The 19,646-nt window shown below is 62.8% G+C and carries 19 protein-coding genes; 15 read left to right on the plus strand and 4 right to left on the minus strand.

All coding sequences use genetic code 11. The features are described from left to right. Position 1: 1 nt before the first annotated feature. The 4 genes from KDD17_RS01185 to KDD17_RS01195 all read left to right on the plus strand — a co-directional run bounded on the left by KDD17_RS01185 (position 2) and on the right by KDD17_RS01195 (position 4,988). Positions 2 to 3,232, plus strand: a complete 3,231-nt coding sequence (locus KDD17_RS01185; protein ID WP_212704908.1) for a PAS domain S-box protein — start codon at positions 2 to 4, stop codon at positions 3,230 to 3,232. Positions 3,233 to 3,330: 98 nt separating this feature from the next. Then, positions 3,331 to 4,248 (plus strand): histidine kinase dimerization/phospho-acceptor domain-containing protein, encoded by a 918-nt coding sequence (locus tag KDD17_RS18665; RefSeq protein ID WP_254796848.1) that lies wholly within the window; start codon positions 3,331 to 3,333, stop codon positions 4,246 to 4,248. After that, positions 4,224 to 4,595: a sensor histidine kinase gene (locus tag KDD17_RS18670; protein ID WP_254796849.1), complete on the plus strand. Its 372-nt coding sequence runs from the start codon at positions 4,224 to 4,226 to the stop codon at positions 4,593 to 4,595. Before KDD17_RS18665 ends, KDD17_RS18670 begins: the two co-directional genes overlap by 25 nt. A 27-nt stretch (positions 4,596 to 4,622) precedes the next feature. Then, on the plus strand, positions 4,623 to 4,988 hold the full coding sequence (locus KDD17_RS01195; RefSeq protein WP_212704909.1) for a response regulator: 366 nt from the start codon (positions 4,623 to 4,625) through the stop codon (positions 4,986 to 4,988). 137 nt (positions 4,989 to 5,125) lie between these two features. Here KDD17_RS01195 and KDD17_RS01200 read toward each other — a convergent pair whose 3' ends face one another. From KDD17_RS01200 to KDD17_RS01215, 4 genes are all read right to left on the minus strand, one after another. Next, positions 5,126 to 5,476: an Hpt domain-containing protein gene (locus KDD17_RS01200; RefSeq protein WP_212704910.1), complete on the minus strand. Its 351-nt coding sequence runs from the start codon at positions 5,474 to 5,476 to the stop codon at positions 5,126 to 5,128. Then, positions 5,473 to 6,456, minus strand: coding sequence for a response regulator (locus KDD17_RS01205; protein WP_212704911.1), 984 nt, complete (start codon positions 6,454 to 6,456; stop codon positions 5,473 to 5,475). Before KDD17_RS01205 ends, KDD17_RS01200 begins: the two co-directional genes overlap by 4 nt. Before the next feature lie 140 nt (positions 6,457 to 6,596). Continuing rightward, complete coding sequence (locus tag KDD17_RS01210) at positions 6,597 to 7,265, minus strand: GntR family transcriptional regulator (protein ID WP_212704912.1); 669 nt, start codon at positions 7,263 to 7,265, stop codon at positions 6,597 to 6,599. A 202-nt stretch (positions 7,266 to 7,467) separates the two neighbouring features. Continuing rightward, a complete protein-coding gene (locus tag KDD17_RS01215) occupies positions 7,468 to 8,355 on the minus strand; it encodes a VOC family protein (protein WP_212704913.1) in 888 nt (295 codons plus the stop codon). Positions 8,356 to 8,469: 114 nt separating this feature from the next. Between KDD17_RS01215 and KDD17_RS01220 the strand changes: the two genes are divergently transcribed. From KDD17_RS01220 to KDD17_RS01265, 11 genes are all read left to right on the plus strand, one after another. Continuing rightward, on the plus strand, positions 8,470 to 10,062 hold the full coding sequence (locus KDD17_RS01220; protein ID WP_212704914.1) for an ABC transporter substrate-binding protein: 1,593 nt from the start codon (positions 8,470 to 8,472) through the stop codon (positions 10,060 to 10,062). Positions 10,063 to 10,132: 70 nt separating this feature from the next. Then, complete coding sequence (locus tag KDD17_RS01225; protein ID WP_212704915.1) at positions 10,133 to 11,122, plus strand: ABC transporter permease; 990 nt, start codon at positions 10,133 to 10,135, stop codon at positions 11,120 to 11,122. Beyond that, the gene (locus tag KDD17_RS01230; RefSeq protein WP_212704916.1) at positions 11,119 to 11,994 is read left to right on the plus strand and encodes an ABC transporter permease; all 876 of its coding nucleotides are present in this window, start codon (positions 11,119 to 11,121) and stop codon (positions 11,992 to 11,994) included. Before KDD17_RS01225 ends, KDD17_RS01230 begins: the two co-directional genes overlap by 4 nt. Beyond that, positions 11,991 to 13,613, plus strand: a complete 1,623-nt coding sequence (locus KDD17_RS01235; protein WP_212704917.1) for an ABC transporter ATP-binding protein — start codon at positions 11,991 to 11,993, stop codon at positions 13,611 to 13,613. The genes KDD17_RS01230 and KDD17_RS01235 overlap by 4 nt, the downstream gene beginning before the upstream one ends. Then, positions 13,610 to 14,905, plus strand: a complete 1,296-nt coding sequence (locus KDD17_RS01240) for an NAD(P)/FAD-dependent oxidoreductase (RefSeq protein WP_212704918.1) — start codon at positions 13,610 to 13,612, stop codon at positions 14,903 to 14,905. The genes KDD17_RS01235 and KDD17_RS01240 overlap by 4 nt, the downstream gene beginning before the upstream one ends. Positions 14,906 to 14,908: 3 nt before the next feature. Then, on the plus strand, positions 14,909 to 15,436 hold the full coding sequence (locus KDD17_RS01245; protein ID WP_212704919.1) for an L-2-amino-thiazoline-4-carboxylic acid hydrolase: 528 nt from the start codon (positions 14,909 to 14,911) through the stop codon (positions 15,434 to 15,436). Then, positions 15,436 to 16,599 (plus strand): M20 aminoacylase family protein, encoded by a 1,164-nt coding sequence (locus KDD17_RS01250; RefSeq protein ID WP_212704920.1) that lies wholly within the window; start codon positions 15,436 to 15,438, stop codon positions 16,597 to 16,599. Before KDD17_RS01245 ends, KDD17_RS01250 begins: the two co-directional genes overlap by 1 nt. Then, entirely contained in the window at positions 16,596 to 17,060 is a 465-nt protein-coding gene (locus tag KDD17_RS01255; RefSeq protein WP_348541472.1) for an HAD hydrolase-like protein, read from the plus strand. The genes KDD17_RS01250 and KDD17_RS01255 overlap by 4 nt, the downstream gene beginning before the upstream one ends. A gap of 35 nt (positions 17,061 to 17,095) precedes the next feature. Then, positions 17,096 to 17,245, plus strand: coding sequence for an HAD family hydrolase (locus tag KDD17_RS19055; RefSeq protein ID WP_348541473.1), 150 nt, complete (start codon positions 17,096 to 17,098; stop codon positions 17,243 to 17,245). A gap of 61 nt (positions 17,246 to 17,306) precedes the next feature. Further along, positions 17,307 to 18,413 (plus strand): AAA family ATPase, encoded by a 1,107-nt coding sequence (locus KDD17_RS01260; RefSeq protein WP_212704921.1) that lies wholly within the window; start codon positions 17,307 to 17,309, stop codon positions 18,411 to 18,413. Further along, positions 18,410 to 19,645, plus strand: coding sequence for a vWA domain-containing protein (locus KDD17_RS01265; RefSeq protein WP_212704922.1), 1,236 nt, complete (start codon positions 18,410 to 18,412; stop codon positions 19,643 to 19,645). The genes KDD17_RS01260 and KDD17_RS01265 overlap by 4 nt, the downstream gene beginning before the upstream one ends. The last annotated feature ends 1 nt before the right edge of the window (position 19,646 follow it).

Here is a 19,646-nt window from a genome sequence, read left to right on the forward strand (position 1 = left end):
TTTGTCCAAGCGTTTTGCCCTATTGCTGGTGATCACCAGCCTCGTGATGAGCGCGGCGCTCTTTCACTATGCCTCCCGGGCAGAGCGGATGAACGCGTCAGCCGAATTCCGGGCGATCACCGCCGACAGCGTCGAGGTCGTCGTTTCGCGGGTCGAAGGCTACGGGGAAGTTCTGCGCGGCGTCGGCGCGTTTCTGGGCGTGCGTGAAAACGTCTCGCTTTTTGAATACAACGAATATGTCGGGGCGCAAAAACTCTCGGAAACCCGCCCCGCGATGTTGGGCGTGAGCTATATCCGGGCGATCAATCCACTGGGCCGACGATTTCTGGAAAGCAATATCTCGCGCGAATACGGACGCGACATCACCGTTTATCCTGAGACGACCCACAGCGAGCTTTTTGTTGTGTCACGCGTCTCGCCTCTGGCGGAGAATGGCGCCGCGTTGGGGTTGGATGTCTCGGCAGATCCGCTGCGCAGAGAGATTTTCGAACGGTCGCGGCGCGAAAACACCATGTTGATGTCACAGCGCATCGTTCTTGTTCAGGATAAAAGTAAAAGTGACGGGTTTCTCTTGGTGCGTCCCATTTTCGCCAAGGAATTTGTGCCCGAGACCCAGTCGACGGCCGAGGGTGACTTTCTGGGGTGGGTCGCTGCGCCCTTTATCGCGCGCGAAATGCTGGCCGGGGCAACGTTCTCGCAGGGGCTGAACTACAACCTTGAGGTCTTTGCCTCCGATCGGCCGGATGGCAGCACGCACTTTTTCGACAGCAGTGCGGAGAATAGCGAAGCCGGGCAATTCACGCTAGATTACCCGATCGAGCTTTTTGGTCAGCGATGGACCCTGCGCTACACCAGCACCCCTTCCTTTGATGGAACGATGCTGAGCTATCTGCCTCTATTGCTGGCGTTGATTGGCATCATGCTCTCGGCGTTGCTGGCAATGGCGTTGAAATACGTGAACCTGCGCGGCGAAGCGCTGGCCAAGGCGGTGGAAGAGCGGACCAAACTGTTGAGCGCGCGCGAGCAAGAGCGGCGCGCGACCCTCGATACGACCATGGCTGCCGTGCTGGTGACCGATGACGACGGGGAAATTCAGTTTGCCAACGCCGGTGCGGCTGCTCTGTTCGCGATTGATCGGGCGGCTTTCGATGGCAAAAGCCTTTCCGACTTTGTCGCGCTGAAGCCGGGGGCGGGACAGACGCAGGGGTATAACGCCGAAGGGATCTGTGCCAACGGTCAGCGGCTTTTCCTCGATGTGGAGATGAACACCTGGACCGATGCGGACGGCAGCAGCAGGATTACCGCGCTGGTGCGCGACGTGACCCCCGCGATCATGTCGCGGCAACGTGTCGAATCCGTGCGCAAACGCTATGATGCGGCCTTGGCCGGCGCAGAGATCGGCATCTTTGAGGTCGATCTCGAAACCGGCAAGTCAATCGTTTCGGATACGTGGCATACGATCATGGGAACGGCGGATCTGACCGAGGAGTTCGATCACCAGCGCCACTTCATGGGCCGCGTGCATAAAGAGGATCTGCCAGCGCTTCTCGAGGCGGATCAGCGTTGCATAAACGGACAGGCGACACGGACCAAGGCCGAATACCGGGTGAAATTCGGCGATGACTGGCGCTGGATGTATTCCGATGCGGTCGCGACAGAGCGGGACGGGGAGGGGCGCGCCCTGCGGCTGGTCGGCACCCAGACCGACATCACCGAAATCCGCCACGCCAGAAATGCGCTGGAATTGAGCGAGCAGCGATTCCGGATGGTTCTTGAGGACGCGCCCGTCGGTATGGCGCTGATGGATGAGCAGGGCAATCTCGTGGGAGCCAACGGTGCGCTCAGCACGCTTGTGGGCTATAGCGAGGAGGCGATGATCAACAAGATGCGCCTGAGCGATCTGCTGGATCCGGATGAATTCCGCGCGCTGGCCAACGAGGTGCAAAACCGTGTCAACGATGGTCAGGAGAGTACTTACGAGGCGGAACTGCGTCTGCTGACCAAAGGAGGCGAGGAGCGTTGGGGTCTGTTCAGCGTCACCTGGACCCACGACAAGAACATCGACGAATTGGTCTATATCGCGCAGATCGTCGACGTGACCGACAAAAAGAAGGTCGAGCAGATCAAGAGCGAATTCGTGGCCACGGTCAGCCACGAATTGCGCACGCCACTGACCTCGATCAAGGGCGCGCTGGGATTGCTGAGCGCGACCGAAGCCAAGAATATGTCGGCGGGCACAACGCGCTTGCTGGAAATCGCGCGCACCAATGCCGACCGCCTGACGATGATCGTCAACGACATCCTTGATCTTGAGAAGATTTCATCGGGAGAGGTCGTGTTCGACATCGAGAACAACAATCTTGGCGATATCATCGAGGCTTCCGTCGCTGAAATGCAGCCGTTTGCGCTGGAACATCAAAACACGATCAGGATCGACGCCCCGAAGGGGGACGTCATTGTCAACATCGACGCGAGCCGGACAAAACAGGTGCTGGCAAATCTGGTGTCCAACGCCTGCAAGTATTCCGATCCCGATACCGAGGTCACTGTGCAATTTGAGCGGCTGGACGACGAGGCAATCGTCTTTGTTCAGAATACCGGTCCCGGTGTGCCCGACAGCTTTCGCGAATCGATCTTTGACGCGTTCACGCAGGCAGATGGCTCCGATACCCGGTCAAAGGGCGGGACCGGGTTGGGGCTGAATATCACGCGGCAGATCGTCTCGCGCCAGTCGGGCAAGATCGGGTTCGAAAGCGCGCCCGGAGGTTTGACCGTATTCTGGTTTACTGCGCCACTGGTAGACGTTGATGCTCTTGTCCCGCGGGATGACGCACCGCACCAGCGCGTGCTGTCCGCGCGCCCGATCAAGGTGCTTCACGTCGAGGACGACCTTGATTTCATCGACGTCATCCGTGCAGGTTTCGGAGAAAGCGCTGATTTCGTCGGCGTGCGCAGCCTGTCAGAGGCACGCTCGATCCTCGATAAGGACAAGTGGGACGCCGTCGTGATGGATTGGACGCTGCCGGATGGTGACGGCCGCGACCTGTTGGCCGAGGTGCAGCGGAAACAGCCGCAGGCGCGCTTGATCGTGCTGACAGCGGCAAATGGCGTAGAGGATCCGCGTGCTCATGCGACGCTGACAAAATCGCAGGTCGAGATCGAAGAGATCACGGCAACGATCCGCGACGCGGTCAATGAGCATTCGGTCTCGAAACGGCTGTCTTTCAGCTAATTTGCGACAACGCCGCATTATTGTCATTTTGATCTGAAATGTTGCCCGCAGTCCGGACACGCCTCCAAGCGCCGTCCAGTCAGTGATGGAGCGATACGTTGACCAGCCAGACCCTTCTTACCAGTGCCGCCGCCTTGTTCGCAGGTGCGGCCGTCGGATCCAGTCTGAACATCCTGTCGCAGGCGCAGGCACAGCCCTTGCTGCTTGCCGCGGCGCTGATCGCTGGCGGTACAGCCGCCTACGGGTCGCTGATGATGGCCCGCGCAAGGGGCGGCGGATCGCCCGGTCGGGCCGCGCTTGCGGTATCGGCCTTTGACGTTCTGGCAGACGAGGTCTGGATCTTTGATCCCCGCAAAGCTGCATTTATCTATTTCAACGAAGCCGCACGCGTGCGCTCCGGTGTTGTCGACGCATCGCGCTCGGGCGTGCCCTTGACGGATCTTCTTCACCCTGAATTGCATAGGGATCTTCACGACGCAGTCGTGCACGGCAATCCGGGTACCGCGCCCGCGACCGTGCGATTGGGCCAGACAACCTTCCAGGTGACGCTGCGGTGTTTCGCGGGCGACGATGGCGCCGGTTACATCATGCTTATGCTGCACGATATTTCGTATCAACTTGCCGAAGAACAGCGCAAGGCCGACTTCATCTCGACTGTCAGTCACGAATTGCGTTCGCCGTTGACGTCGATCAAGGGCTCGATGGGGCTGTTGCTGTCGAATGCTGCGGGCGATCTGCCTGGCGCGGCGCGCAGCATGGTCGAAATTTCGCACCGCAACGCCGAGCGGCTGGTGCTGATCATCAACGATATCCTCGACCTCGAAAAGATCTCGAAGGGGGGATGCATTTCGATGTCAAACCGGTTGATCTTGCGGCGCTTGTCAATGAAGCGCGCGAGGCTTCTGCCGTGTTTGTGCAGCGCTTTGATCTGGAAATCGACGTCGTTGGCGGAGAGCGCCCCGTTTGGGTCGACACGGATGCAAACCGCATCATGCAGGTGCTCAACAATTTGCTGACGAACGCCGCGAAATTCTCGGGGGCCGGGCGAAAGATTACGGTGGCGCTGGAACAACTCGACGATTCAGTGCGCATCAGTGTCACCGACCAGGGCGCAGGTATCCCGCTGGGAGAGCAGCACAAGATCTTCCAACGCTTTGCCGATATGACCAATTCCGATCGCACCGCCAAGGGCGGCACCGGGCTGGGTTTGAGCATCAGCAAGGCGATCGTCGATATGCTTGGCGGGACAATCGGGTTCAAGAGCATCGAAGGGCAGGGGACCACGTTCCATTTCACCCTTCCTATGCGGTCCGATATCTCGGATACTGTGCCCGGCGCCGCGCGCATGCGTCACGCCGGATAACACGACCGAACGGGGACCGAGAACCTAATGATCAAATTACTGCATGTCGAAGACGACGCCGATATCCGCGAAATTGCAAAACTGTCGCTGGAGATGTCGGGCGAGTTCGAGGTGACGCAGTGCGAATCCGGACCCGATGCGCTGAAACTGGTTGAGACGGTCACGCCGGATATCATCCTGCTGGACATGATGATGCCAGGGATGACGGGCAAGGAAACGCTGGCGCATATGCGCGGGATGCCGCATCTGAAGGATACGCCAGCGATCTTCATGACCGCGCGCGCGCAGGAATCCGAGCTGGACGAGCTGCGCGCCATCGGCGCGGCGGAAGTGATCAGCAAACCATTTGATCCGATGGCACTGGCCGATCAAATCAAGGCTGCCATCGCCTGATATGCGTGAGACGCAGGCGCCGACAGACCGGCGCGCGGGGCCGACGCGCAGACACCTGACACACCAACGCGATAGCACCGCCGCCGCAGGGAATTGCGGGGCGGTGACATCCTTCAAGGTGGTGGTGTTCGCGCAAGTCAGGTGCGCAGTTCCAGACAGCTGGCGACAAAGCCGTCGATGCGCCAGATGATTTGACCCGGGCAAACCGCAAGATCGGCGTATTCGCCGTCGAGATGGGCAATAATCTCCATCTCGCATTCCTGCGCCATTGCGCCAAGCTCGGGAAAACCGACGGTGCCTGCGCTGCCCGCGATCTGGTGCAGGATATCCTTGGCATCCGACAGGTTGCGGTTGATCTCTTCGGCTGTCTCAGCGTCCCAGGCGGCAAGCGCGTGCTGCGCGATGCGGCTGCTACGCTCTTCGAGCATTTCGACAAAGCGCGCCCGGATCTTGTCCAGTCCTGGCAATTCCAATGCGGCGGCGTTCATGCGGTTCTCCCGAACTGGAAAAAGTCATTCTTGAGCCGTTCGTATTCGATCGCGGCCTCTTCGGCGGAGGCCTGCGCCTGACCCAGCGCGTTGAGGATCTGCTCCCCGGATTTCCAGACCAGCCGGATCGCAGCGCCAGCACTCACCCTTGGGTGCAGCTCGGTACCATCATTACACAAAATCTGCGCACGGCTAAGGTAAAGATTCACGTGATCGCACAGCTGCGTCATGTCCGGGCGCCAGCCCGATTCCGTGATGCACACGAATGTGCCACTACCGGCGTAGGTCATCAGAAACTGGTGCTCCGACAGCGTGTCCGAGATCACCTCGGCTATGTCCTCGATCAGGAAACGGAACTCCGCCGGCGACAGCGTGCTGTGAAACCCTTCAACCTTGCGCAATGTAAACGCAAAGACGGTCGAGCCGAAAAGCGAGTTGCGCGACAGCTGGGCGACATAGTTCTCCATCGCGGTGCATTCGATCACATTGTCCACGTCATTGAGCAGGATCGGCGTATGCAGCTCCAGCGGCATGTCCTGCGGGTCTTGTTGATCATGCAAGGCCTGAGCGGCAAAAATCTTGCTGGTCTTCGGCGCGCGGCTTTTCACAAGCTCGTCGATCATTGCAATACGGGCCTTCAGCTCGGTCACGTCGAAGGGTTTTGTGGCGTAGTCGGTCGCTCCGGCGGCAAAGGCTGCGTCGATGTATCGTTTTTCGGACATGGCAGTGAGCATGACAACCGGCGTATTGGTATGCGCCTCCATCTTGCGCAGCGCCTGGCACAGCTCGATCCCGTCCATCCGGGGCATCTGTATATCCAGCATGAAGCAATCGATCTGCGGGGCATCCGGACCCTGCATCAATTCAAGCGCCTCGATCCCCGAGCTTGCAGTCTGCAATTCGTGGTTCGCGAAAACCGTCACGAATTGCTTGAGAAGCTCCAGGATGATGGGATCGTCATCGACCGCAAGAATTCGCATCTGTTCACTCCGAAAATGCCATTGCCCCTTTGGGCGCTGAGTACAACTTGCTGGTGAAAAATGGCGAAAGTAGGACAGATTGGGAATTAATCGAGGTTAATTCACTGCATTGTTTCGACCTTGTGAGAGGTCAACGATTTTCAGCCGCGACCCAGATCGTATTGCGCCAGATAGGCCTGCATCGGGCGCAGGATATGCTCTGCGTGCAGGGGGATCAGCACGGCAAGGTTACCGGCTTCCAGCGCGCCGATCATCTGCGCGTGCTCTGCCTGGGTCTCTTCCAGAAACCCAGATTGGTGAAAATTCAGGGATCGGATCGGATAGGTGCGGCGCGCCTGAACCGAAATTGCCTCGCACAGTACCGGGCTGCCGCAACACGCGAAGATGCGTTTGTGAAACGCGTTGTTGAGTTGGAACACCTGCGGGAAATCCTGCGCAGCGATTGCCGCGCCGTGCGCGTCGTGAATATCGCGCAGATCCTGCAGGGCCTCGGCAGACAGCGGAAAGTCGATCCGTTCGAGCGCGGCGGCGTGCAGGATGTTGCGCAATTCGTACATCTGCTCGATCTCGGTGCCGGAGTAGCTGCACACATGCGCGCCCTTGTTTACCTCACGTATGGCAAGGCCGCCCAGAACCAGCGTGTCGATGGCCCGGCGCACACGGTGCCTGGATTGGCCGAAGCGGTCCATCAACTCGTCCTCGATCAACCGCTGATTTGGATAGAGGCGCCCGAAAATAATGTCCATTTCCAGCGTTTTTGCCAGCCAGTCCTTGTCGCTTGTTTCAATCGTCAACGCTGATGGGGTCATGTCGGGAGGGCCTTTGATCGTCAGGTGCACGTCAAGGCACGCAGACTACGGCGATTGCGGGTGTTGTAAACGCAAGAATATCGTCGCCACGGTGTTTTACCGCCTGGGCGGGTGTCGGGCGCCGGTCGTTTTACCCAGGGGCGTATTTGGCGTTATCGATTGTCGCGGTTGCGGCCTTTGTCTGAACTGATCTGCGGGCCTGTCAGGAGCGTGACCGCTCCGCGTCCGAAGCCTTGGCGCAGAATTCCAGAACGACACCGCTGGCGTATTCGGCCGGGATGGCAAAACCACGGGCCGTCGGGATTGGGCGGATGCCTGTCGCCTCGACCGCCGCGCGGCTTTGCTCCAGCGCGTCTGAGGAGAGGCGCAGCACTGTAAAGGCCCCCTCAGCCGTGCCGGTCGCATCGACGCCGGGATAGGCCTGCGCCATTTGCGCTGGCGTCATCAGGATTACCGGCGCCGAAGCGGGGCCTGTATCGATACGGGTCTCCTCAGCCGTCGTCGTCACCCGGCCCTCGGCCCAGAGCCGCGCGAATTGCGCCGCCTCATGGACGGGCGCGTCACTCAGCGCCACGATGGCAGAAAGGCCGCTGGCACCATTCGGGTGGTCGATCAATTCGGGCAGCCAGACGCTGTCGGGGGTGTGATGCTCGCACATGAAAACGATTCCGCGGGGCACTTCGGCGGGGGCAAAGGGCAATGTCGTGAACGCGGCACGGGCCGTCCCGCCACCGGGCAGCGGCACGGGCCGCTCAAAACTGCCTGTTTTTCCGGCAGAGATTCCCAGTGCCTTCAGCGCCTCGGCCCCCGCTGCGGCATCTTTGATCCGGCAGGCGATGGCGTGCAGACCCTCGCCTTGCTTTTGCAGGATCTCCGCGCGCGAGCTGTTCAAGGGTGTGCGGGCCGTAAGGCCCAAAAGCTCAAAATAGTCGTTGGGAAACATGATTGTATAATTGGCCGAGCCTTTTTCTGCCGAATGTTCGCCGCGCGGTGACAGTGTAAAACCCAGCTTGCGGTACTGCGCTGCCGCAGTCTCGAGATCATGCACAAGTGCAAAGCAATGGTCGATCCCGAGGCTGGGATGGGGCATGAAACTTGTCCTTTTCGAACATTGGAGAATCTTGACTAGCAACCGGATAACCCTAAGGTTGAGCGGGTATGATTGCACTCAATCAATCAGAAAATCAACGCAGGGACGGATAAGATGACAACAGGGTTTTTCAAAACATGTGTCTGGGCCGTCGCGGGCGCCGCGGCGCTCGGGCTTGGAACTGCCGCAAGCGCACAGGAAGTGCGCAAGGGCGGCACCGTAATCGTTCACATGAATTCCGAGCAACGAACGCTCAACCCCGCATTGCGCGCCTCGACGGGGGTTTACTATATCTCCGGCAAGATCGTGGAGCCGTTGATCGACCGCAGCTACGACGGCTACGAGCCTGTGCTGGCGACCGAATGGTCGACCAGCGACGACGGCCTCGCGATCACGGTCAAGCTGCGCGAAGGGGTCAATTGGCACGACGGCGAGGCGTTTGCCTGCGACGACGTCGCCTTTACCGCGATGGAGATGTGGAAGCCGCTGCTGAACTATTCCTCCGCGCTTCAGGCCAATCTGGAGTCCGTAGATTGCACCGACGATCTGACGGCCGTGTTCAATTACTCAAAACCGATGCCGCTGGATCTGTTCGTGGCCGCGATGCCCGATTTGGGCCATCCGATGCCCAAGCACCTCTATGAAGGGACGGACATCCTCAAAAACGAATACAACACCGCGCCGGTGGGCACGGGCCCGTTCAAATTCGTGGAGTACGAGCGCGGTCAATACGTCATGGCCGTCAAGAACGAAGACTACTGGCGCGAGGGTTATCCGCACCTTGACCGCGTCGTGTGGCGGTTCATCCGCGATAAATCCGCCGCCGCCGCCGCGCTTGAGGCGGGCGAGGTGCACGAAAGCGGGTTTATCGGTGTGTCGATGGCGGATGTGGAGCGCCTGTCGAATGATGATCGTTTCGAGGTCGGCACAAAGGGATACGAGAACAACGTCGCCCACTCGACGCTCGAATTCAACCACCGCAACGAGATCCTCGCCAATGTGAAGGTCCGCCAGGCGATGCACCACGCGCTCGACATCGATTTTGCGATCGAAAACATCATGCGCGGATTTGCGGCGCCGGGTCGTGGCCCGGTGCCTGCGGCGGGAGGCGCGAATTACACCGACGACGTGCCGGTGTACGAATACGATGTGGAAAAGGCTAAGGCGCTGCTGGACGAGGCGGGCTATCCCGCCGATGACAATGGTGTGCGCTTCACCCTGCGCCACCGTCCCGCGCCCTGGGGCGAATACACCCAGCTTTGGGGCGAATACTACGCTCAGGCGATGAAAGAGGTCGGCATCGACGTTGAGATCCTGACCAACGACGCGCCGGGGTTCCTGAACGGTGTCTACCGCGACTATGATTTTGACACGGCGAACGGCTGGCACCAGTTCCGCTCTGATCCGGCGGTCAGCACGATGGTCTGGCTGCGCTCGGGCCAGCCTGCGGGCACGCCCTGGACCAATCAGTTCGGCTGGCAGGACGATGAGATCGACCAGATGATCGACGACGCCGCGTCCGAGCTTGATCCCGAAAAACGCGCGGCGATGTATCACGAGATCCAGCGCAAGAACCAGGAGATCCTGCCAGTGATGTTCGCGATCGAGCATCCGTTCATCTCTGTCACGAACAAGAAGCTGCAAAACCACCACAACACGCCCCGCTGGAATTCTTCCAGCTGGTACGACCTGTGGCTGGCCGAATAGCAGCTTTTTGCGGGGCGCGATCCGGTCCCCCCGGATCGCGCCCTATCACACCTGATCTGGACGGACTCCCATGAAGCTTGGCTTGCCGCCTTTGCTGATCTACGCCTTGCGCCGTCTGGCGCAGGCCGTGCCGGTGATCATCCTGATCATGATCGGCACCTTTCTTCTGCTCAAACTCGCGCCGGGTGATACGGTCGATGCGCTGGTCGGCGACATGGGCGGCGCGGATGCACAATTCATCGCGCGGCTGCGGGCGGAATACGGGCTGGATCAACCCGTTTACGTGCAGCTGTGGGTCTACATGACCAAGCTTGCGACATTCGATTTCGGCTGGTCGTTCGTCTATGAACAACCCGTCGCCACGGTTCTGTGGGATAGGCTGGGCGTGACGCTGCTGTTGATGGCCACCTCGCTGAGCCTTGCGTTCACCGTGGGCATCGCGTTGGGTGCCATCGCCGCGCGGCGGGCGTATTCCGCGACGGACAACGTGATCTCGACGCTGGGGCTGGTGTTCTATGCGACGCCGTCGTTCTTTTTGTCGCTGATGATGATGCTGGTATTTTCGGTGAAGCTCGGCTGGCTGCCCGTCGGTGGGATCAAGACCATCGCGGGCTTCTACACCGGCTGGGACCATGTGCTGGACGTGGCGCGCCATCTGATCATGCCCACTGCGGCGCTCTCGCTGATCTATCTTTCGTTCTACCTGCGCCTGATGCGCGCCAGCGTGATGGAGGTTGCCGACCTCGATTACGTGCGCACCGCACGGGCCAAGGGCGCCTCGGAGAGCCGCCTGATGATCCACCATATCATGCGCAACGCGCTGTTGCCGGTGGTGACGCTGCTGGGGCTGCAATTCTCGACGGTGCTGGGGGGATCCGTGGTGGTCGAGACGATCTTTACCCTGCCGGGGCTGGGGCAGCTGGCCTATCAGTCCGTGATCCAGCGCGACATGAACACGCTGATGGGCATCATCTTTCTGTGCTCGGTCATCGTGGTGGTGGTGAACTTTCTCACCGATCTTCTCTACGCCCGTCTCGACAGCAGGATTGAGCTGAAATGAGCCTCACCGATACCGAACTCAGCGCCCCCGAGCCGTCGCGCGCGATCGTTTTCTGGCGCCGCTACAGGCGCAACCGTGCAGCATTGCTGGGGCTGGGGCTGTTTATCGTGGTGCTCGCCATGGCGCTGCTGGCGGGCGTGGTCACGCCGGGCGATCCGCTGGCGCGCGCGGGCGCGCCGCTGACACCGCCCTTTCAATCGTGGGAGACGCCGCTGGGCACCGATCAGCTGGGCCGCGATATCTTTGCGGGGATCCTCTATGGTGCGCGTATCTCGTTGCTTGTCGGGGTTGCCGCGACGCTGGTCGCGATTGCCATCGGGGTGGTGATCGGCGCACTGGCGGGGTACTTTGGCGGCTGGGTCGACGATCTGCTGATGCGCATCACCGAAGCTTTCCAAACCATCCCGAATTTCGTGCTGCTGCTGACTCTCGTGGCGATCATGGGATCCAAGATCGAATGGATAACCGTCGCCATCGGTATCGTCAGCTGGACCGCGCCGGCGCGCATGGTCCGGGCCGAATTCATGTCCCTGCGCGACCGCGAATTCGTTGATGCCGCGCGCAACCTCGGCGTGTCGAACGGCGCGCTGATCTTTCGCGAGATTCTGCCCAACGCGCTGCCGCCGATCATCGTCTATGCCTCCGTCATCATGGCGCTGTCGATCCTGCTGGAATCGGCGCTGGCGTTTTTGTCGCTGGGCGATCCCAATTACGCCAGCTGGGGGAACATGATCGGGCAGGGGCGCGCCGTGCTGCGCACCGATCCCTATTGTGCCGTGATCCCGGGTATCGTCATCGTGCTGACTGTGCTCAGCTTTTCGCTGGTGGGCGAGGGGCTGAACGACGCGGCCAACCCGCGGCAAAAGCAATGAGCGTGGTATTGGAGATCAAGGGGCTGCAAATCGCCCTGCCCAAGGGGGCCGACCGTCCGCTCGCGCTCGACGGGCTGGATTTGCAGGTCAGGGCGGGGGAGGTCGTGTGCCTTGTCGGGGAAAGTGGCTCGGGCAAATCGCTCACCGCCGGGGCGGTGATGCGCCTGCTGCCGGAGCCACACGTGCGCACGGTTGGCGGCACGATCACTTTCGACGGCACCGATATCGTCGCGCAGACCGAGGCGCAGATGAAACGGATCCGTGGCGCGCAGATGGCCATGATCTTTCAGGAGCCGATGACCGCGCTCAACCCGCAGAAAACCGTGGGCTGGCAGCTCGACGAGATGTTGCGCCTGCATATGGACGCCCCGCGCCGCGACCGCCACGCCCACGCCATTGCCATGCTTGAGCGGGTGCAGATCCCCGATCCCGCCAGCGCCTACAACGCCTATCCGCACCAGATCAGCGGCGGGCAGCGCCAGCGCGTGATGATCGCCATGGCGCTGTCGTTGTCGCCCAAACTCATCATCGCGGACGAGCCGACGACCGCGCTCGATGTGACCACGCAGCTGCAGATCCTCAAGCTGATCCGCGACCTGCAAGAAGAGGAAGGCGCGGGCGTCCTGTTCATCACCCATGATTTTGGCGTGGTGGCAGAAATTGCCGATCACGTCGTCGTGCTGCGTCAGGGCGAGATGGTCGAAAGCGGCCCGGCGTCAGAGGTGCTCAACAACCCGCAACACGCCTACACCCGCGCGCTGATCGCGTCGGTGCCCGATCTCAAACCACCCGCGCCGCAGCAGAGCGATGCGCCCATCGTGCTGGAGGGCAAGAACCTGCGCAAGACGTTCCGCGCGCGCGGTGGTCTGCTGACGGGCAAACGTAAGGCGGTCGTGGCGGTCAATGATCTCAGCTTTACCCTGCGGCGGGGCGAGACCCTTGGCGTGGTGGGCGAAAGCGGATCGGGCAAGACCACCGTCAGCCGCATCGTGACCCGTCTGCTGGAGGCTGACAGCGGCGCGGTGCAACTGGGCGAGACGGATCTGCTGGCCTGTACCCCGTCGCAGCTGCGCGCGAAACGGGCCGAAATCCAGATGGTGTTTCAGGATCCCATGGCGTCGCTGAACCCGCGCAAGCGGGTCGTCGATCTGATCGCCCAAGGGCCCATCGTGCACGGCATGCCGCGCGAAGAGGCGCGGGCCAAGGCGCGCGATCTGCTGGAACTGGTGGAACTGTCGCCCGCCGCCGCCGACCGCTTTCCGCATGAATTCTCGGGCGGGCAGCGTCAGCGCATCGGCATCGCCCGCGCGCTCGCGCTGGAGCCCAAGGTGATCGTGGCGGATGAGCCTGTCTCGGCGCTCGATGTATCGGTGCAGGCGCAGGTGCTGAAACTGCTGGCCGATCTGCGCGCGCGCATGTCGCTGTCGCTGTTGTTCGTTACGCATGATCTGCGCGTCGCGGCACAACTGTGCGACCGCATTATCGTCATGCAGCGCGGCGAAATCGTCGAGGCGGGGCGCACGGCGGATGTCTTTGCCGACCCGCAGGCGGAATACACCCGCACGCTCATGTCCTCGATACCCGGGCGCGACTGGACCCCGCCCAAGCTCAGCGCATGAAGCCGCCCAAGCATCAGCCGTCGATCTGGGCCGCCACGGCGCCCGTGCGTGTCCCGCGCCCGCTACTGAAGGGGGCGGCAGAGACGGATTTGGCCGTGATCGGCGGTGGCTTTACCGGCCTTTCGGCAGCGGTCGAAGCGGCGCGGCGCGGTCATGCGGTCACGGTGCTGGAGGGGGCGTCAGTCGGGTGGGGCGCGTCGGGGCGCAACAACGGGCAGGTGATCCCGATCCTGACAAGCGCCGAACCGGACGTCTGGGTGAAACGCTTCGGTGACGCAGGCCGCCGCATGGTTGATCTGATCGGGAATTCTGCCAACACGCTCTTTGGCCTTGCGCGGGAATTCGGCATGGACGCGGAGGCGGAGCAAAGCGGCTGGATGCAGCCCGCACACACGCCGGGCCGGGTCAAACTGATCGCCAAGCGGGTCGAGGCTTGGCAGCGCTATGGCTTCCCGGCGGAGCTGCGCGACGCGAACGAAACCCGCGATCTGCTGGGCACCGATTTCTGGCACGGCGCGATGCTGAACCCCACGGGCGGGCACATCAACCCGCTCGCCTTTGCGCGCGGTCTGGCCAAGGCGGCGGAGGGATTGGGCGCTGTCATTCACGAGGGCGCGCGGGTCACGCGCTATGCCCGCGAGGGTGTCGAATGGGTCATCACCACGCCCGAGGGCACGCTGCGCGCGCGCGCGCTGATCCTTGCGACCAATGCCTACACCGCCGAGCTGGTGCCATCGCTGGCGCCGCGCCTCGCACGCTCGCTGATCCCGGTGGTCAGCTGGCAGATGGCAACGCAGCCCCTGGGTGACAATCTGCGCGCGCAGATCGTGCCGGGGCGACAGGCGGTCAGCGACACGCGCGGCGATCTGCGGTTTTTCCGCTACGATGCGCGCAACCGGATGATTACCGGCGGCGCCGTCATGGGCCGCCGCAACGTCGAGGCCCGCGTGCGCGCCAAGGCGGCGGCCAACATGGCCGAAGCCTTCCCCGAGATGGGCGTGCCCGAGATGACGCATGTCTGGTCCGGCTACGTCGGCATGACCCTTGACCGTTTTCCGCGGGTACACCGGATCGGTCCCGACGGCTTTGCCTGGATGGCCTGCAACGGGCGCGGCGTGGCGTTCGGCACCGCCATGGGCCGCGAGCTGGCCCGCGCCGTTACCGGCGAGGATATTGAAACGCTGGCCCTGCCACTGACCGAGCCTGCGCCGTTCCCGATGCATGGCTTGGTCACGCGGCTGGCCCCCACCTATCTGGCGTGGCTCAAACGCGCCGACCAAAAGGAGATTTAAGCGATGAATGAGCTGACCGAAAAAGGGGTCACACCCGAGACCGTCGATCTGACCAACATCCCCATCCTGCTGCGCCGCCGGATCGAGGCGATGATCCTCTCCCACGTGCTGGAGGTCGTGACCGAGCGCCATTCGCGCGCGGAGGCCGAGGCGATCATCGGCGAGGCATGCTCGAAATCCGCGATTGAGCAGGGCGCGGGGTTGCGTGAGAAGAACCGCGCCGAAAAGGGCCGCGATCCGACCTTTGAGGATTTCGAGAATATCATGCCGCAGTGGCGTGCGGGCGGTGCGCTGGAGACCGAGGTGATCGAGGTCACCGACGACAAGATGGATTTCAACGTCACCCGCTGCAAATACTCCGAGATGTACCGGGAGATGGGGCTGGGCGACATCGGACATCTGCTGTCGTGCAACCGTGACGGTGATTTCTGCATCGGCTACAACCCGGACATGGAGCTGACGCGCACGCAGACGCTGATGAAGGGCGCGAGCCACTGCGATTTCCGCTACCGCATGAAGGGAGAGAACTGATGGCCGTCGAGAATTGGGTCGCCAAGGAGATCGAAGAACTGACAGCGTTCCGCCGCGATCTGCACCGCAATCCCGAGCTGTTGTACGACGTGAACCGCACGGCCGGCAACGTGGCGGAGCGTCTGCGCGCCTATGGCTGTGACGAGGTGGTTGAGGGGATCGGACGCACGGGCGTCGTCGGGGTGATCCTTGGCCAATCTGAAGGGCGCACCATTGGCTTGCGCGCGGATATGGATGCGCTGCCGATTGAGGAAGAGACGGGGGCGGAGTGGTCCTCGACCGTCGCGGGCAAGATGCACGCCTGCGGCCACGACGGACACACCACCATGCTGCTGGGTGCTGCGAAACAGCTGTGCGAAAGCCGGGCGTTTTCGGGGCGTGTTCTGGTGATCTTTCAACCCGCCGAGGAAGGCGGGGCGGGCGCCGATGCGATGATCAAGGACGGTATGTTCACCCGCTGGCCCTGCGATGAGGTCTACGGGATGCACAACCGTCCCAATCTGCCAGTGGGCGAATTCACCATCAACGAGGGGCCGATCATGGGCTCGGTCGACGAGGTGCGCATCACGGTCGAGGGTGTGGGCGGTCACGCCGCCATGCCGCACACTTGCGTCGATCCGATGCCGATTGCCGCCAGCTTGATCAGCGCCACGCAGGGCATGATGGCGCGCAGCCTCGATCCGATGGACAGCGCTGTCGTCTCACTCTGCACGATCCACGGGGGCGACGCGTTCAACGTCATCCCGCAGCAGATCGAGATCACCGGCACCGTGCGCACCCTGCGCGAAGAAGTGCGCGAACATATCGAGGCGCGGCTGCGCGATCTGGTCACGCAGACCTGTGCCGCCGCCGGTGCCAAGGGGCATCTCGCCTACATCCGTATGTACCCTGTCACGGTGAATGATCCCGAAGGCACCCGCCGCGCCGCTGCCGCCGCGATAGAGGTCGCGGGCGCGGACCGGGTCAGCCTCGACATGCCCGCGTCGCTGGGGGGCGAGGATTTCTCCTTCATGCTCAACGAGGTGCCCGGCGCGATGATCAATATCGGCAATGGCCCATCGGCGGGGCTGCACCACCCCAAGTATGACTTCAATGACGACGTGATTGCTTGGGGCTGTTCCTATTGGACAACCCTCGTGCGCCAGCGTCTGCCGCTGGGATGAGCGCGCGGGTTGTCTTTGATCTCGATGGGACATTGATCGACAGCGCGCCCGACATTCGTGCGGTCGCGAATGAGGTCTTGGCAGGGCTCGGTGCGGGGGAGATCACGCTTGCGCAGACCCATGACTTCATCGGCAACGGGGTGGACGTATTCGTGGCCAAGATGCGCGCGGCACTTGGCCTGCCCGACGCGTTGCAGACCGCCATGGCCGCCGCATTTCGCGACCGCTACGCCGATGCGCATGCGCTCACAGTGCTTTACCCGCAGGTGCGTGAGACGCTTGAACACCTCGTCGCATCGGGTCACCGCTTAGGCCTGTGCACCAACAAACCGACCCAGGCGACACACGCGGTGTTGACCCACTTCGATCTTGCGCCGCTGTTTGAGACGGTCGTGTGCGGCGACACCCTGCCCGTGCACAAGCCTGATCCCGCCCCCTGCACCACGCGTTTGAGGCGCTAGGCACGGGCCCGAAGCTTTACGTCGGCGACAGCGATGTGGATGGTGCAACGGCGCTGGCGGCACACGTGCCCTTCGCGCTGTATCTGCCAGGCTATTGCAAGCTGCCCGCCGATGAGATCCCCCATGCGGCAGGTTTTGATGATTTCCGCCGCCTGCCGGAGCTGGTTGCGACCCACGCGTGCTAAGGCCTTGCCTTGTCGCGCAGGGGCCGCCCGCTAGGTGTCTCGCAGACAGGGAGCGACACCAATGACGATCAACAGCCCGCCCATCACTGCCGGCGCCGCACTTGAGGCGCTGCGCGCGGGTTTTGCCGCGCAAGCCGCCGGACAGCTGACTGCGTCGTGGATGCTGCACGGCCGTCCCGGCATCGGCAAGACCGAGATCGTCGCACAGCTCGCGCGCGAAACCGGCAGCCGCCTCTACGATCTGCGCCTCACCACGATCGAGCCTCAGGATCTGCGCGGCCTGCCATTCTACGACCATGAAACCAAACGCACGATCTGGTATCCGCCCGAGGATTTGCCAACGGGCGACGCCCCCGCGATCCTGTTCCTTGATGAGCTGACAGCCGCCGCACCCGCCTTGCAACCCACGGTCTACGGCCTTTTGCAGGAAAGGCGCATCGGTCAAAATCAACTCCCGCCGCAGACTTTCATCGTGGCGGCGGGCAACACGGTCGAGGATGGCGCCGTCGCTTACGAGATGGGGACAGCTCTGTCCGATCGTCTTTTGCATCTGAACCTGCGGGCGGAGGCGTCTGACTGGCTGCGCAGCTACGCCGTGCCGCAGGCGCTGCACCCCAGCGTGACCGCCTTTATCCGCACCCGGCCTGACCTGCTCGACACGACCGAAGACGCCCTGCGCCGCGGTGAGATGATCGCCTGCACGCCCCGCGCCTGGACCCGCGTCAGTGCCATTCTGCGCAGCACCGATGAAAGGATGCTGCGCGATACGCTCGTCGCCGGCACCGTGGGGGAGGCCGCCGCAGCGGAGTTCGCGCTGGTCGCCGATGATATTGCGGCCAGCGTGCAGGCAGAAGCGATGCTGGACGCCGATGCGCGCGCGCGCCTTGAGATGTACCCCGTCAGCCTGCACGGGCTCACTGCGCTGGTCTATGCCCTTGTCGCTTTGGCCGATGAACGCAGCCTGCCTGCCGCAATCGACACGCTTGCCGGGATCCGTACGCTCGCGGTGCATCGCCCCGAGCCCGAATTCGCCCGCCTGCCGTTGGGCGAGCTTGTGACCTACGGTTTCGAGCTGCTGATCGAGCGTGCGTTGGCGGAGGGGTTACAGGAGGCATTCCGCAGCTCCCAAAGCTACGCCGACTATCTCGCCGCGCGCGAGAGCGGATGAACGACACGCATTCCATCCGCGCGGGCCCCGCCTTGCGTGCCTTGGCCGAAGCGGATCCGGCCCTGGCGGCGCTTTCGCTCTGGTGCACCCACCGCGACGGCGCGCGCACGATGACCGCCGGTGCGCGCATCACCTACGGGCCCGAATTTGCGGCGCTGCCGCTGCACGAACAGATTGGCCTCGCGGGTCACCACATCCTGCACGTTGCCCTGCGCCACTCCGCCCGACAGGCGGCATTGGCCGCGCGGCTGGGCGCGGCCTTCGACGCTGATCGCTTTACCCTAGCTGCTGACGCGCTGGTCAACGAAGCGGTGCTGGCGGGCGATCATGCCCTTCCCCGACCCGCCGTGACGCTGAGCGGTCTGTTGAGCGCCGTGCGCGGGCTGGAACCGGGGCCCGCACCACTCGTGAACTGGGATGTCGAACGGCTCTACTTCGCGCTGGGCGCGGGATCAGAGGGCGCGCAAGGCCGCGAGGGCGATGCGCAAAGCTACGCGCAGGCGCAGGAGTTCGCGACCGATCTGGAGCCGGACACCGGCAACCCCGACAGCCAAGGTGAGATCGAGGACGCTGCCCGCTGGCGCCAGCACACCGCCCGCGCCATGCAGGCCGGGCGCGGCGCCGGGCGCGGGATCGGTCGGATCGGGCATAGCCTCGCGGATCTGCCAAGCCCGCGTATCCCGTGGGAGCATGTCTTGCGCCGATTGGTCACGGCGGCGGTCCTGCAGTCGCCACAGCCGACCCCGTTGCGTCCCGCGCGCCGCTGGATCGCCACAGCTGCCCAGGCCCGCCTTGCGCAAACCCCGACGCCGGGGTTTGAAGCCGGACGCCGCAACCGCACGGATGTGCCGCGCATCGCCATCGGCCTCGACGCCTCCAGCTCGATCCCCGACGCAGCGCTGGGTATTTTCTGGGCCGAGGTGACGGGCATCGCGCGCCGCAGCCGGGCCGAGCTTCACCTGATGATCTTTGACGATGCGATCCGCGAACAGGTCCGCTTTGATCCGTCCCAGACCCGGTTGCCCTTGCCGACCCTGCCGCGCGGTGGTGGCACGGCCTTTTCCCCGGTCATCGCGCAAGCGCAGGCGCTGGGCGCCGCGGCGCTTGTACTCCTGACCGATCTTGAAGGCGATCCCGGCCCGGCCCCGCGAGGGCTGCGTGTCATCTGGGCCACCCCCGCCGCCCCCGCGCGCGAGCCGTCGTTCGGAACCCTTCTCGATCTGGGCGCCTGAG

This window comes from Sulfitobacter albidus (genome assembly GCF_018200035.1).
Taxonomy (GTDB): Bacteria; Pseudomonadota; Alphaproteobacteria; order Rhodobacterales; family Rhodobacteraceae; genus Sulfitobacter; species Sulfitobacter albidus.

Bases quoted from the DNA above. Each gene is read 5' to 3' on its own strand.
- KDD17_RS18670 (WP_254796849.1), top strand. From the start codon at position 4,224: ATGCAGGTGCTCAACAATTTGCTGACGAACGCCGCGAAATTCTCGGGG.
- KDD17_RS01195 (WP_212704909.1), top strand. From the start codon at position 4,623: ATGATCAAATTACTGCATGTCGAAGACGACGCCGATATCCGCGAAATT.
- KDD17_RS01200 (WP_212704910.1), bottom strand. From the start codon at position 5,476: ATGAACGCCGCCGCATTGGAATTGCCAGGACTGGACAAGATCCGGGCG.
- KDD17_RS01205 (WP_212704911.1), bottom strand. From the start codon at position 6,456: ATGCGAATTCTTGCGGTCGATGACGATCCCATCATCCTGGAGCTTCTC.
- KDD17_RS01210 (WP_212704912.1), bottom strand. From the start codon at position 7,265: ATGACCCCATCAGCGTTGACGATTGAAACAAGCGACAAGGACTGGCTG.
- KDD17_RS01215 (WP_212704913.1), bottom strand. From the start codon at position 8,355: ATGCCCCATCCCAGCCTCGGGATCGACCATTGCTTTGCACTTGTGCAT.
- KDD17_RS01220 (WP_212704914.1), top strand. From the start codon at position 8,470: ATGACAACAGGGTTTTTCAAAACATGTGTCTGGGCCGTCGCGGGCGCC.
- KDD17_RS01225 (WP_212704915.1), top strand. From the start codon at position 10,133: ATGAAGCTTGGCTTGCCGCCTTTGCTGATCTACGCCTTGCGCCGTCTG.
- KDD17_RS01230 (WP_212704916.1), top strand. From the start codon at position 11,119: ATGAGCCTCACCGATACCGAACTCAGCGCCCCCGAGCCGTCGCGCGCG.
- KDD17_RS01235 (WP_212704917.1), top strand. From the start codon at position 11,991: ATGAGCGTGGTATTGGAGATCAAGGGGCTGCAAATCGCCCTGCCCAAG.
- KDD17_RS01240 (WP_212704918.1), top strand. From the start codon at position 13,610: ATGAAGCCGCCCAAGCATCAGCCGTCGATCTGGGCCGCCACGGCGCCC.
- KDD17_RS01245 (WP_212704919.1), top strand. From the start codon at position 14,909: ATGAATGAGCTGACCGAAAAAGGGGTCACACCCGAGACCGTCGATCTG.
- KDD17_RS01250 (WP_212704920.1), top strand. From the start codon at position 15,436: ATGGCCGTCGAGAATTGGGTCGCCAAGGAGATCGAAGAACTGACAGCG.
- KDD17_RS01255 (WP_348541472.1), top strand. From the start codon at position 16,596: ATGAGCGCGCGGGTTGTCTTTGATCTCGATGGGACATTGATCGACAGC.
- KDD17_RS01260 (WP_212704921.1), top strand. From the start codon at position 17,307: ATGACGATCAACAGCCCGCCCATCACTGCCGGCGCCGCACTTGAGGCG.
- KDD17_RS01265 (WP_212704922.1), top strand. From the start codon at position 18,410: ATGAACGACACGCATTCCATCCGCGCGGGCCCCGCCTTGCGTGCCTTG.